This is a genomic window from Pseudoalteromonas piscicida (genome assembly GCF_002208135.1).
Lineage (GTDB): Bacteria > Pseudomonadota > Gammaproteobacteria > Enterobacterales > Alteromonadaceae > Pseudoalteromonas > Pseudoalteromonas piscicida_A.
This window is the reverse complement of sequence record NZ_CP021646.1, coordinates 3,873,060-3,887,372: the sequence shown is the minus strand read 5'-3', so window position 1 is coordinate 3,887,372 and position 14,313 is coordinate 3,873,060. Positions and strand designations below refer to the sequence as shown.

General features: G+C 44.4%; 9 protein-coding genes. 8 read left to right on the top strand and 1 reads right to left on the bottom strand.

Going from position 1 to position 14,313, the window contains the following annotated elements; translation table 11 throughout:
* Window positions 1–81: 81 nt before the first annotated feature.
* From B1L02_RS24600 to B1L02_RS17745, 8 genes are all read left to right on the top strand, one after another.
* The gene (locus tag B1L02_RS24600; protein ID WP_232003109.1) at window positions 82–528 is read left to right on the top strand and encodes a biotin/lipoyl-binding protein; all 447 of its coding nucleotides are present in this window, start codon (window positions 82–84) and stop codon (window positions 526–528) included.
* A gap of 11 nt (window positions 529–539) precedes the next feature.
* Window positions 540–1,322, top strand: coding sequence for an efflux RND transporter periplasmic adaptor subunit (locus B1L02_RS24595; protein ID WP_232003108.1), 783 nt, complete (start codon window positions 540–542; stop codon window positions 1,320–1,322).
* A 10-nt stretch (window positions 1,323–1,332) separates the two neighbouring features.
* Window positions 1,333–2,037 carry an ABC transporter ATP-binding protein gene (locus B1L02_RS17770; protein WP_088532083.1) on the top strand — a complete coding sequence of 235 codons (705 nt, stop codon included), beginning with the start codon at window positions 1,333–1,335 and terminating at the stop codon, window positions 2,035–2,037.
* Between the two features lie 10 nt (window positions 2,038–2,047).
* On the top strand, window positions 2,048–4,432 hold the full coding sequence (locus B1L02_RS17765) for an ABC transporter permease (protein WP_088532082.1): 2,385 nt from the start codon (window positions 2,048–2,050) through the stop codon (window positions 4,430–4,432).
* A gap of 1 nt (window position 4,433) precedes the next feature.
* The gene (locus B1L02_RS17760) at window positions 4,434–6,809 is read left to right on the top strand and encodes an ABC transporter permease (RefSeq protein WP_117333069.1); all 2,376 of its coding nucleotides are present in this window, start codon (window positions 4,434–4,436) and stop codon (window positions 6,807–6,809) included.
* Between the two features lie 243 nt (window positions 6,810–7,052).
* Complete coding sequence (locus B1L02_RS17755; RefSeq protein ID WP_088532081.1) at window positions 7,053–8,219, top strand: efflux RND transporter periplasmic adaptor subunit; 1,167 nt, start codon at window positions 7,053–7,055, stop codon at window positions 8,217–8,219.
* Window positions 8,220–8,234: 15 nt separating this feature from the next.
* On the top strand, window positions 8,235–11,387 hold the full coding sequence (locus B1L02_RS17750; protein WP_088532080.1) for an efflux RND transporter permease subunit: 3,153 nt from the start codon (window positions 8,235–8,237) through the stop codon (window positions 11,385–11,387).
* A 130-nt stretch (window positions 11,388–11,517) separates the two neighbouring features.
* Window positions 11,518–13,575 carry a S9 family peptidase gene (locus B1L02_RS17745; protein ID WP_088532079.1) on the top strand — a complete coding sequence of 686 codons (2,058 nt, stop codon included), beginning with the start codon at window positions 11,518–11,520 and terminating at the stop codon, window positions 13,573–13,575.
* A 147-nt stretch (window positions 13,576–13,722) separates the two neighbouring features.
* On the opposite strand, the gene B1L02_RS17740 is transcribed toward B1L02_RS17745, so the two are convergent.
* Window positions 13,723–14,196: a Dps family protein gene (locus tag B1L02_RS17740; RefSeq protein WP_088532078.1), complete on the bottom strand. Its 474-nt coding sequence runs from the start codon at window positions 14,194–14,196 to the stop codon at window positions 13,723–13,725.
* Between the last annotated feature and the right edge of the window lie 117 nt (window positions 14,197–14,313).

Here is a 14,313-nt window from a genome sequence, read left to right as displayed (position 1 = left end):
TTGATTTAATTTGTTGAAATTTAAAGATATTTATATTTGGCATAGTTCTCGCTCTTAGTGCGTAGTCAGTTAGGAGGGGAAATGGATCTAGTTAAACCGGCGAAACCCAAAAAAACCACACATTACATCGTTGTTGTCTGTTTAATAGCGGTGATAGTTGTCTATTTGCTGTGGCAACAATGGGCATCTCATTCCAGTGTGATGCGCGCTGAAATACTGGTCGCGGAGGTGAAACAAGGTCCGCTTACGTTATCAGTAGATAGCTTTGGAGAGTTACGTAGTGCTGAGCAGTTTTTGTTAAACGCGCAAAGTGCGGCCATTGTTAAGGTGATCCATCACAAAGCGGGCGCAATTATTCGTAAAGGTGATGTGATTGCTGAGCTCATGAGCCCTGATCTCGTGTTGCAAGTTCAGCAAGCCAAACAAGCTCTGCGTCAGTCGTGGGCAATAAAAGAGCAGCTGCTACTCTCTCAGCAAAGGGAGCAGTTAAACGAACAAAAGCAGCTGATGCAAAAGCGGGGGAGTTAAAAACCTTAGTATTGCGTCATCGTGCTGAGCAAAACCTTGCACAACAAGGCATTATTTCCGCGCTGAATTTTGCCCAAACTGAAACTAGTTTGAGTACCTTACAACATGAAATTACCATGCTAGAACAGCAAGCTAAACAGCTGCAAGCACTGCATGGTTCGGCGCTTACACTTGCCAACGAAGAAATTAACATTCGCGAGCAAGAACTCAATAACTTACTAGAAAAACAACAACAACTAGAGATTAGAGCTAGTACCTCAGGGGTCATTGAGCGAATGCCTCTGGCGCTTGGGCAGCGAGTCAATGTTGGTGATGAATTAGCATTGATTGGCTCTAACCAGTCATTGGTGGCGGTATTGTCTGTGCCACAATCCCAAGTGCGCTGGGTTGAAACTGGGCAAGACGTTATGGTGAAAATGCAGGCCAACACAGTAAAAGGTAAAGTGATCCGAGTTGACCCTGTGGTGACGAACAATAGCGTGGAAGTCGAGGTGAGTTTACCAAGTGAGTTACCCAAGCAGGCGCGAGTGCAGCTGAGTATCTCTGCCAGCATCGCCATTAAGCATATTGCCAATGCCACCTATGTACAGCGACCCGCCAATGCCAAAGAGAATCAAACGCTGACCTTATTTGCACTGACTAGTGATGATAGCGCTCAGCCGCTGGAAATCACCTTTGGTGCTTCAACTGGGAAATATATTGTTATAGATTCTGGCGTTGAAGCCGGGAGACGATTAATCATTTCTGATCTAGCCTATCTTGCCAGTCTAGATGAGACAATCTTATTAAAGTAGGAATATCAAAATGATAGTGCTTAAAAATATCAATAAAGTGTTCGAAACCGAAGAGCTGCAAACACATGCACTGAGAAATATTTCACTGGAAATAGCAAAAGGCGACTTTATTTCAATCTCTGGCCCATCTGGATGTGGTAAATCTACTTTGCTATCCATCATTGGTTTAATTGACCAAGCAACAAGTGGCAGTTATACGATTGGTGCTCATGATGTGACGACCCTGACGCTTGATCAGGCCGCTGAGCTTCGCAATGAGCATATCGGATTTGTCTTTCAGGCTTTTAATCTCATTGACGAAATTTCGGTATTCGATAACGTCGCTTTACCCCTAAAGTATCGTTCTGAAAAGCTGAGTAAGGTTGCAGTAAAGCAGCGAGTCGAGTCTTGTTTACAGAAGGTTGGATTGTCGCACCGCGTTCAACATAAGCCAAATCAACTATCGGGTGGACAGCAGCAGCGTGTAGCGATTGCTCGTGCTTTGGTGACTGATCCAAGCATTCTACTTGTGGATGAGCCGACGGGTAACTTAGATTCGAAAAGTGGTGATCAGGTGATGCAATTGATTGCTGAATTACACCAGCAAGGCACTACTGTTTGTATGGTGACACACGACCCACGCTATGCCGATATGGCCCCTCGACAGGTTAAATTGTTTGATGGTGAGCTATTAGGCACAGTCGCTTCTTCTCAGCTTATTAGTCAGCGAGCATAGAGAGGGCACCATGCAAGCGTTCAATTTAGGTCGTCTAAATATCTATCATGTTAGTGTAGTGACTACGCTGAGCTGCGTATTTGTGGTGATGCTCGTTGCGATGGGGATGTTACATAGCTTGTATTTCTCACCTCTGCCATACCCAGACGCAGAACGGATAGTTAAGCTTGAATACCCGATGTTTGATGAAAATAGCAACGAGAGCAGCGAGGCCTTTAACTACCCATCATTAATGCATTTATACGAGCATAAACCTGCCGCAATAGAACAGCTAGCAATGGTGCATTATGCCGAGCAGCTGCTCACCTCAGATGCCGATGCGCCGCAAATTGAATCCGCTTATGTCTCGCCAGAGTGGTTTAGCATTTTTGATATGCCGCTTGCGATGGGGCGGGTTATTACTGAATCTGTAGATGAGAGCAGTCCTGTTGCAGTGCTGAGCTTTCAAGCTTGGCAAAGTTATTTCAATGGCGATCCTAATATTTTAAACAAAACATTACGTCTTGATGAGCAGGAGTTTACGATTGTCGGGGTAGCTGCAGAGCAGTTTTACGAGCCTAACTTAAAAAAGCTCACACACAACACGGCGGTATGGTTACCGTGGCAATACAATCTAACCTCGGAAGAAGCTAAACCTTATTGGTGGAATCGTTACGCGCTTAATTTGATGGTGGGTAAGCTGGTTGCAGGCGCGGAGCATGAGCAAGTGAGCCTATCACTTTCGAACGAAATGAACACTCTTTGGCGCAGCAAAGTCAGTGATAGTGAGTACTTTGCAAAGTGGCATATTGGCATTCGTGCGGTGCCATTGAAATCAATAATGCTCGGTAAATCACCCCTGCTGTTATTTGGAATGTTAGTGGTATCGCTGGGGTTACTTGGTATAGCGCTATTAAATATCAGTAACTTATACCTTGCGAGACTCAGTCAGATCCAGCGTAGGCTGGCAATTCAAGCGGTGGTGGGAGCAAAAACACGAGATATTGCGCTGATGCAGTGGTCGCCGCTACTGGCACTTTGCTTCGTATCACTCGTAATTGCGACAGGGGCATCCTATGCTATCTGCCAATGGCTTCAACGAGAGCTGGTGGGACTGTTGCCGCAAGCGCAGCTGATAGCATTAACTTGGCAAAGTGTACTTGCACTGGGGTTAGTCGCTTTGTTAACGAGCTGGTTATTGTTGTTAGCTGGAATGTCAGCAATACGCTTTCGTCACTTGACGCAAATGCTGAAACAAAGTGGTAAGGGAACTGCTGTTGTTGTGAGTGCACGAGTGCAACGGATCATGGCAGTTAGTCAGTTAAGTATTTCTATTATCTTGCTCTTCTTTTGCTTCAATGTCGGTGTTGCTGCCATATCTCATCTCAAAAATGCTTATGCAGTGGATCTCAAGAATAAATACGAAGTGACGTTTTATGCCCCTGATACTATGCCAAGAGATGAATACACAGAGGTAATGCGTCAAGCCAGTGAAGCCCTAGCGAATACCGCAGAAGTAATCGCAGTAAGCCGGAGCCGGTCGCCCATCGGACAAGGCGTTGGCACTTGGTCATTGCAAGATGTCGATACGCTCGAACGAGTGCACCCAGTTGGTCGAGTTGTGGATAGTGGTTATCTTGAGTTTTTTTCTTTGCCATTACTACAAGGTCAGTTTTTCGATAGTGATGCCGTACGCAGAGGGGAACAGCAGTTAATTATCAACAAAACCTTTGCTGAGCAATTAGGTGGGGAAGAAAAGGCGATAGGCAAGCGTCTTAGTTTTAACATTGCAGACGAAGACGCGGCATTTGAAATTATTGCTGTGGTTGCCGATTTAGCTGTACCAGGCGAACCCGCGTTGCCATATGTCTATCGAGCAGTACAAGGTAATAATACGTTATTGATTAAGACGCAGCTGCCGGTTACTAAAGCGAATTTTGCAGAGTTGCTGACACAGGTTCACCCTGCGTTGAAAATCTTTAGCTTTACTTCACTTGCCGCACAGCGCGAACAATACCTGCTGACCGATACCTTGGTCACCTATGGGGCACTGTTTATTTTCTCGTTGACGCTACTGCTCATCATTGTTGGTTTAATTGGCGTTTTCCGTTATAGCCAATCACTTAAAATTGCTTATTACGGTACAAAAATGGTGCTAGGAGCTAAGCACCTCGATCTCACCCAAGAGGATCTTATCATCCTCTTTAAGCACATTGGTATTGCGCTAATTATCTCCCTTTTAGGCTGCTTATTATTGTCGCCGTATTTTCAGCAAGTGTTTAATTTTGAGGTGTTTTTTGTTGTTTCAGCGGGGATGGTGTTGGTGTCGAGTTTGTGCATGTATTTTTCACTACAACAAATACTGCGCAGGCCACTCAATGCGTTGATTAACCCATCTGAATTTGTGAGGGAGTAAGATGACTTTGTGGCGTACGCTATTGAGACGCTTTAGATATAGGCTTAAGCTAAATCTGATGCTAGTCGTGTTATTGAGCGGCGCGTTTGCCGCTATAATAATGAGTATTGGCTTATCATGGCAGGCTTATCAGCCTTTACCTTATCCGCAAAGTGATAAGCTCGTTTGGTTGCAAGGAAATATGTTAGATGAACACCACAAGGTGATCATGGAAAATGCCATCTCCACGCCTGTTGCTTGGCAACTTGCTCAAGACGAACAATTGTTTGATAAAGCCTCTGCTGTGTTTTATAGCCACAGCTTATTGCGCGGTTCAGTGGTTGAACCAAGGGTTGAGACGACTTACGTCAGTGATGATTTCTTTTCGCTCTTTAATATTGGTTTGAAGAAAGGCCGATGGTTTTCCCAAAGCAACACGCTTGGTAATGCACCAAGTGAAGTGGTTGTGACAGAGTGCTTTGCGCAGCAACACTTTCCCGATAAAGAAATAATTGAACAGAGCATTCAACTTGATGACCGCCGCTATATGGTGGTGGGAGTGGCTGCATGCGATGAGTATGAGCCGCAACTGTATCAATCTAACCGGAAGAGTGAAGTATTCTTGCCATTTGCGCTGATGATGGGTAACCGTATTACGGGTATGGACCACTTGGCGGTAAGAAGCGATTTATTTCTTGTCGGTCGCGTAAAGCAAGAAAATGCGCAGGCAAAATTAACGCTTTTACAGGCACAATTTCAAGCCGCGTTTGAGCAAGCTCAATTACAACAGGCGCTATCTGGCAGTGCTACGCTCGGGTTTTCGTTGTTGCCATTAGTAGATAAACTAAAAGGACAGCTAAAAACAACGACGCAATGGTTAGCATTTGCAGGCTTTGGGTTGCTTGTCATTACCTTAGTGAACGCATTTTCGCTCTACTTGCTGGATTTTAAAGCCAAACAAAACCAGCTTGCGCTTGCGATTGTACTAGGTGCGAAGCGTGGCAATCTAGAGTTCGAGCAGTGGCGTTATATCGGGTTAGTTTTTTTGCTTGCTTCAATACTTGCCATAGGGATAGCGAATAGTGGCGTTTGGTTGATGCAGTTTTGGGCAAAGGAAAGCTTAGCGCACTTGGTTTGGCTGAAGCTGCCTTGGTGGAGCTGCTTATTGGCCATTGGATTTGCTCAACTCTGTGCTCTGGTGTTTGCAAAATTGGCAATGTCACAAGTGTCATTTAAGGATATTCGCAGTCAATTAAATGGCTCTGGGAAAGGCCAGGTTAAACAGTTACCAAAACCGATAAGCCAAACCTTACTTGGACTACAAATGGGAGTTGGTATTGTCACCATGAGCTTTGCATTTTGGTTGTTGAGTTACTTTGGCGGGCAGCTAAACACGCCGAGTGGTTTTAACTCGGAAGACCTTTATTTTGTTGAGTTACAGCAAAGCAACTATGACCGCAGCTCAGATGCTACACAAGCAAGATATAATCAAGCGATGACAAACTTGTCGGCGCTTAGGCAGCACCCAAGCGTCGAGAGTGCTGCTCTGGCTGGCGTATTACCCCACGAGTTTGTATTTCTGGAGCCGCTCAGCTTACGTGATGATGGCAGCGATTCAGTCGTCGCTTACTTGCAGCTCGGCGGACCTAATTACTTTGCAACCTCAGGGCTAAGGTTTATTGCTGGAGGCGGGTTTTTGGAAGATGACCTTGCTATCAATAGTTCAAGAAGAAAGGTGGTGCTCAACCAACTTCTAGCCCAGCGTCTTGGTGTGACTGCTGCAGACATCGGCATGACTATCTATGACAGAAATCAGCGTCCAGTTACACTTGTGGGAATTGTTGAAAATACCTTTAGTCACGCCTCCCAGGCACAAGTCTTGGCCTATTTACCTTTTAATTTTATTAGCGGAAATATACTGGTGCGTGCCAAAGCAGGAGAGAAATTAGACTTGCGTACGGTTACCGCCTTATATAAACAACAAAACCCAAGCCAATCTATCTTAAAACTCGTCGATATCAAATCGCGTATGCAGGAGCTTAACAAAACAGCGTGGTTGAGTTTTGTCGCTGGGCTGGTGATCGCACTGATGATGTTAATACAGGTAATTGCTGGCATGTATGGCCTGCTTGGCTACCTTGCGATATTGAGTGAGCCAGTCTTTAATATCAAGCGTTTAGTTGGCGCTAAAGCACGCGATATTCTTATTGAGCAGTGTTGGAGTCGGGCTCATCTTCTGGTAGTTACAGTTGTTATTGCTGTTTTCTTGTCTTTAGTTGTGGCGAGCACGTTTGGCATCTTGAGTGCGCAGCTTGGGCTCTATCTGTTGGCCGCTGTCGTATTGGTAGGCAGTATTGTTCTAGCGCTTGAGCTTCATCATGTTACAAAGCAGATCTAGGGCGATGAATGTGACAAAAAACCGGAAAAATTGTTATATAACTCACAAAAGTCGTACTTAAAAAGATCCTTATATATCATAGACTTTAACGATTAATTATTTGAAATTACTTTATAATTTCCACTGTTTTTCGATAGTTATAAAAAGTTGTTCTAAAGGTGTAACAGATTCTTACAAATGTCACATCCGAGAACGCGCTAAACTTGGTACTATACGGTCAGGAAATTATCAATAGGTACTGTTATGCAAGCTAAAACTTTAAAATGGATTCTACCCTTTACCGTGCTTATAGTGGGTGTTGTCGGATTTATGTTCGTCAATGCCGTTGCTAAGAGTGAACCTGAGAAGCAAGAAGTCGATTCTCGTCCTGTTGTTGAAGTTGAAACTCTCGCTGCACAAGATCACCAAGTGGTGATCCAAAGTTATGGCGAAGTAAAACCGCTAGAAAGTACGCAACTTTCTATTCAAGTATCGGGCGAAGTTGAATACTGGCACCCTAACTTTGTTGAAGGTGGTGTGGTACAAAAAGGCGAAGTGTTACTGCGCATTGAGCAAGATAATTACGAAGCCGCGTTGCTACAAGCAGAAGCAGAACTTGCCAGAGCACAGGCGCAGCTTATCGAAGAGCAAGCACAAGCCGACGTAGCTGCCGATGAAGCAAGAAGATTTCCAAATAAAAAGCATACCGACCTATTTTTACGTAAACCGCAAGTCATGAGTGCCAAAGCCTCAGTTAAATCTGCCAAAGCGGCGCTACAGCGTGCAAAGCGAGACCTAGAAAACTGCGAGGTTATCGCGCCTTACAACGCGCTAGTGGTGAAAAAAGACGTTGGTCTTGGCCAGTTCGTTTCCATGGGTAGCTCAGTTGGTACTATCAATAATATCGAAACTGCGGAGGTGATTATTCCTATCGCGGGTTTTGATTCTGTGTTTTTACCCGAGCGAGTGTCAGGCCTTGCTGCCACAGTTTATCAGCGCGGTGTCAATGCTTTTACGCGTGAAGCAGTGATTGATAGAGACTTAGGGACTGTTGACCAGCAAACTCGTATGAACAACTTGGTGGTACGTATTACCGACCCTTACGGCCTCACAACGCGCCAGCCAGCGATAAAATACGGTACCTATGTACAGGTTAGCTTCGCAGGTAAAACGTTAAAGCAAATCTACCGCCTACCTCAAGATATTGTGAATAATCAGTCGGTTTGGTTGTTGAATCAAGATAACCAGCTTGAGCCACGAAAAGTGCAAGTGATCCGCGAAGAAGGCGAGTTCTTCTTAATCGGAGATGGCATCACAAGTCGCGATAAAGTGGTCATGACACCACCTGAATATCCACAAAAAGGCATGGAAGTTAAAGTTGCTGGCACGGATTCGTCATCAAAGCCTAGTAGTCAGCCGGAAAAGCTGTAACAGCAAGGAGCGACCATGAGTGATATAGAAAAAACATCGCAGCGCGGTATTATCGCCTATTTTGCGAATAATACGGTAGCCGCGAACTTGTTGATGGTCTTCATACTGATAATGGGTTTTATCAGTTATATGACCATCCAAAGGCAAATGTTTCCAAACTTTGAAATCAATTATGTGACGGTGTCAGCCGTTTATCCAGGCGCGTCTCCTCAAGAAATTGAAGAGGGGATCTTGATCAAAATTGAAGAAGCTTTGAAAGACGTTACAGAAATCAAAAAAGGGGTTTACCGCGCCGCTAGAGGCAGCGGGAGTGCGCAACTTGAAATCTATAAAGATGAAGACTTAACGGCAGTAGAAGATAAAATCCGCTCGCGTGTGAATAGTATCGCGACCTTCCCAGCGTCCATGGAGCCTGTCCAAGTTCAGCTTATAGAATTTCGTCAAGACGTAGTGAACATTGCGCTGGCTGGTAATCTACCGCTAAATGCACTCAAGCCAATAGCCAAAGAAATTGAGGATGAATTACTAGAAATTTCAACAATTTCACTGGTTGATCGTTCCACTCCTAATTACGAAATTGGTATTGAAGTTGACCCAGACGCTTTGCGCCGTTACAACCTAACTATTAGTGATGTAAGTAGCGCAATTAGACGTTATTCGACCAACATTTCAGCAGGTCAAATCAGGACCGAATCCGGCATCATCGCGGTGCGTGTTGAAAACCAAATGTACCGTGGTAATGAATTTAGAAATATCCCTGTTAAAGTCGGTGATAACGGTGCAAAGGTTTACCTTCAAGACATCGCAGAAATTAAAGATGGCCTAACCGAAGGGGAATATTACTTCCGTTTGAATGGTGAAAATGCGGTATTTCTGTCGGTTAAAGCGACCAAAGATCAGAACATGATCCCAATCGCTCAAGCGGTACATAAATATATCGAAGAGAAAAACGCTAAATTACCCGCAGGCTTGAGATTGGAACCAATCGTTGATATGACGTATTACCTGAACGCTCGACTCGAGATGATGAAGAGCAATATGTTACAGGGTGCGTTACTCGTTGCGATCATGCTGACTATTTTCCTCCGCTTCAAATTAGCGCTATGGGTAATGATTGGCTTGCCAGTGTGTTTCCTTGGTGCGTTTCTATTTATGCCAGCACTTGGGATCAGCATTAATATTGTATCGCTGTTCGCTTTTATCATGGTGCTTGGTATTGTGGTGGATGACGCCATCGTTATAGGGGAATCCGCCTACTCCGAAATTGAACGCAAAGGCCATAGCGTTAAGAATGTGGTGATCGGCGCTAAGCGTGTTGCAACGCCAGCAACCTTCGGTGTACTAACAACCATTGCTGTGTTTGCACCCATGATGTTCTCATCTGGTCCTGAAAGTGCATTCTTTAAGTCAATCTCGGGCGTTATTATTCTATGTTTGGTATTCAGTTTGATTGAATCCAAATGGATTTTACCAGCGCACATTGCTCATACTAAGATTAAACCACTGCGTCCAAACAGTCGCCGAGCTGCATTTAACAAGAAATTCTTCGCTTTTGTGAACGGACCATACAGACGCTTTATTCAGCGCTGTGTTGACTGGCGCTGGACCGTATTATTAACTTTTGTGGCGATGTTGGTATTTAGCTTTAGCTTGGTGACTTCGAATTTAGTGCGCTTTATTCCATTCCCGAAAGTGCCAGAGGATTATCCAAAGATCGAAATTACCATGAACGACAACGTATCAGACGAGCAGACCATTGCAGCAATGCAGTCTATAGAGTTGATGGTACGCAATGTTGATAAGGAGATTGCCCAAGAGTTCGGTCAAGGCATGATTAAGGATGTATATTCTTGGAACCAAAGCCGTACTAAGGGCTCAGTGTTATCGACGTTAGTTGACGAAGAGCAAAGACCATTTACCGCTTTTGAACTGGCGCGCCGTTGGCGCGAGGCAATGCCAGAGATCACTGCAGTGAAGTCAATCATTGTGTATGACAGTGTTGGCGATCAAAGTGGTGGTGAGGGTGAATTTGGTTATCGCTTGCTAGGCTCTGATATCGAGACCCTCAATGCGGCGGGCAGACAGCTTATTTCTATGTTGCAGCAGCAACCTGGGCTATTTGATATCAGCTCGAGTATTGATCCTGCGAGTAAAGAAATGCAGATCGCGCTTAAGCCAGTGGCTTATGAGCTTGGCTTGCAACTTGCTGATGTTGCGATTCAGGTTGGTAATAGCTTCTACGGTGGCGAAGCACAGCGTGTTATTCGTGATGGCGAAGAGATCAAAGTGATGGTGCGTTATCCCGAACTTGACCGTAAAGCTTTGGCTTCACTTAAGCGTACTATTATCACAACGCCAAAAGGCAAAGAAGTGATGTTAGGCGATGTTGTTGAGTTTACCGAGAAGCCGGGTATCAATTATATTCGTCGTGAAGATGGCTTTAGAACGGTATATGTTTACGGCAGCATTGATGAAGAGCTAATTGAGCCTGATGCCGTGGTTAAGAATATCGAAGAGAACATCTTACCTGAGCTACTTAAGCAGTTCCCTGGCGTAAAAACTAAGCTGAGTGGCACGGTGGAAGAGCGTCAAGCGCAAACCAGTGAACAGATCTTATTCTTTGCCGCTGGTATGTTGATGGTTTATATCCTATTGGCTGTGCCGCTTAAGAGTTACGCGCAACCGCTAATCGTAATGTCGGTGATCCCGTTTAGCTTAGTAGGTGCTTTGTGGGGCCACTTAATATTTGGTTTAGATATGAGTACCATGTCTATGTTTGGTCTAGTTGCAGCAGCTGGGGTTGTGATCAACGACTCCCTGGTAATGACGGACTATATCAACCAAGCACGTGCTGAGGGCGTTAAGCTTAAAGAGGCGGTTATTGAAGCGGGTTGTGCACGCTTTAGGGCAATCACGCTAACCTCTATCACGACGTTTGCCGGTGTAATGCCAATCATCTTTGAAACCAGTCTACAAGCAAGGTTTGTTATTCCGATGGCGGTATCACTTGGGTTTGCAGTGCTATTCGCAACGCTTATCACGCTTGTATTAGTGCCGGCTCTATACATCATCTTAACGGATGTGCAGGGTGCGGGTTCACGCTTAAAAGCGAAGATCAGACGCAAGCCTAAATCTGACGATAACCAACTAGAGGAAGCGGAAGTTTAGAAACTCCCGTTTACACTCAATAATATAAAGGCCGCGCAGTGATGCTCGGCCTTTTTCTTTGCGCGCTGGTATGGCACTTGAATCATGATACACTGGTGAAAAATAACGAATTTAGGATGACAACTTGGTGATGGAAAAAACTCAACCGCTAGCCAAAAAGCAGCCGAAATCCTTGCTGCACCATAATCATGAGCGTATCGACAACTACTACTGGATGCGTGATGACGAGCGTAAAAATGCTGATGTGTTGGCACACCTCAAAGCAGAGAATGATTACTGTGAAGCGCAAATGGCGCCTCACCAAGCGCTGCAAACCCAGCTGTTTGAAGAAATGAAAGGCCGTATCGTAAAAGACGATAGCTCAGTGCCCGCAAAAGATGGCAACTATTGGTATGTAAGTGAAGTCAGTGGTGATGAGGAATATGCTAAGTATTATCGCGCATCACAAGAAGACTTGTCGGATAAAAAACTTCTTTTAGATATTAATCAGTTAGCCGCTGGTAACGAGTTTTATGACATCGGTGATATTACCGTAAGCCCAGATGAGCAGCTGCTTGCCTATAGTGAAGATACCGACGGGCGTCGAATTTATACCATCAAGTTTCTTGATTTAAATACCAACACATTACTACAAGACGTGCTGTATAACACGGAAGGTCAGGTAATTTGGGCGAACGACAATAAAACCGTCTTTTATGTCAAAAAAGACGAGCAAACGTTGCTCGGCTTCCAAGTGTATCGCCATGTGTTAGGAACACCACAAAGCGATGATATTTTGGTGTTTGAAGAGCAAGATCGCCAATTTTATATGGGGTTGGGTAAAAGCCGTGATGAAAGCGCTATTTTTATTTATTTGGCTGCGACGGAAACGAGTGATCAGTTAATACTCGATGCAAACGATCCTTGCGGTGAGTTTAGCGCCCTTATTCCAAGAGAAATTGGCCATGAATATGGTCTTGAAAAAATGGGAGAGTTCTTTTACATCCTTAGTAATAAGAATGCTAAAAATTTCCGTTTAATGCGTGCAACAGCGGCAACCGTCGGTGATGTTGAGCAATGGGAAGAGTTGGTTGCTCACCGTGACCATGTACTATTAGAAGGCTTGGAGCTGTTCAATAGTCACTTTGTACTGACTGAGCGTGAACAAGGGCAGATCCGCTTTGTTGTTCATGATTATCAAGGGCAGAGCTATCACCTTGGATTTGATGATGCTTGTTATTTTGCCACGGTAGGAAATAACCCTGAGCCGAGTTCAAGTAATATTCGTATTCACTATTCGAGTATGACAACTCCTAGCTCGGTGTACGATTGTGACTTAACCACCGGTAAGAAAACGCTTAAAAAGCAACAACAAGTGTTAGGTGATTTTAAACCGGAATATTATCACTCTGAACGTTTGCATATTACCGCAAGAGATGGCGTTAAAGTCCCAGTATCTTTGGTGTATCGCAAAGATAAGTTTAACCAAGACGGTAGCAATCCATTATTGCAGTATGGCTATGGCTCTTATGGTATTACTATCGACCCTAACTTCTCTAGCCAAATTCTAAGCCTGTTAGATAGAGGATTTGTATACGCGATTGCCCATATTCGTGGTTCTGAGATGCTCGGTCGTGAATGGTATGAGCAAGGAAAAAAAGCCCACAAGCAAAATACCTTCAACGACTTTATTGATGTTACCAAGGCCTTGGTTGAGCTAGGCTACGGGCATAGAGAAAAAGTGTTTGCATCAGGTGGAAGTGCAGGTGGCCTGTTAATGGGCGCAATTGCAAACCAAGCTCCAGAGCTTTATTTAGGGTTAGGCTGCCATGTGCCTTTCTTGGATGTGTTAACTACCATGTTGGATGAGTCAATCCCATTGACCACCAACGAGTATGATGAATGGGGTAATCCGAATAATGAAGCGGACTACCAGAATATTTTAGCGTATTCGCCGTATGACAATATTGAAGCCAAAGCCTATCCAAATATTCTAGTCACCACTGGGTTGCACGATTCGCAAGTTCAGTATTGGGAGCCGATGAAGTGGGTTGCTAAGCTTAGAGAGTATAAAACGGATGATAACGTACTGGTCTTTAAAACCGATTTGGAAGCGGGTCACGGTGGTGCGTCAGGCCGATTTAAAAGCCTCCATGAAAGGGCGTTAGAGATGGCATTCTTTATCAGCCTATTGGATGCTAGATCGTAGCTCTAGCTCGACAAAAAAGCGATAAAAGATCGCGAGGTAAACTCGCTCCTACCAGAGGAAAACCCAGGTAGGAGCGGGCTCGGCTTGTAGGTCGTAGCTTTAGCTCGACTCGTGCACCCTAGCCTTAGCCCGACCTATACGTCTATCTTAGTTTAAATACGCCTTAAGCATCCACACCAGTTTTTCCTGCTCTTTGATGTAGTCGCTCATTAATGCTGCTGTCCCCTCATCTTCGGCTTCACCCGCTTGCGCTAAAATCTCACGCTGCATAGAAATAAGTGTCGTGTAGCCATCAAGCAAATTTTCTAATGCTTGTGTACCATTGCTAATGCCTTTTGCTTCTGTAATTTTGCTGTTTTCCAAGTAATCAGAAAATGCATGCAATGGGTTGCCTTCAATCGTCAAAATACGCTCTGCGATTTCGTCGACTTTCTCAAGTAGTAGCGTGTAAATTTCCTCAAATTTTAGGTGTAGTTCAAAAAACTCACGACCTTTGATGTTCCAGTGAAAACCACGGGCATTCATATACTGAATTTGGTAGCTGCTCAGTAGCGTATTAAGTGATGTTACTAGCGCTTGGCTTTTTGCTTTGTCTAAGCCGATAGAATTAATGTTTGTCATGCGATGCTCCTTGTTGATTCACAGTCAGTATGGCGCAACCTTTGATGATTGCCCAATGATTAAAATCAAAGTGTTTAATCGGAAAAATCAATCAATAAAATAAAAACATATCAAATA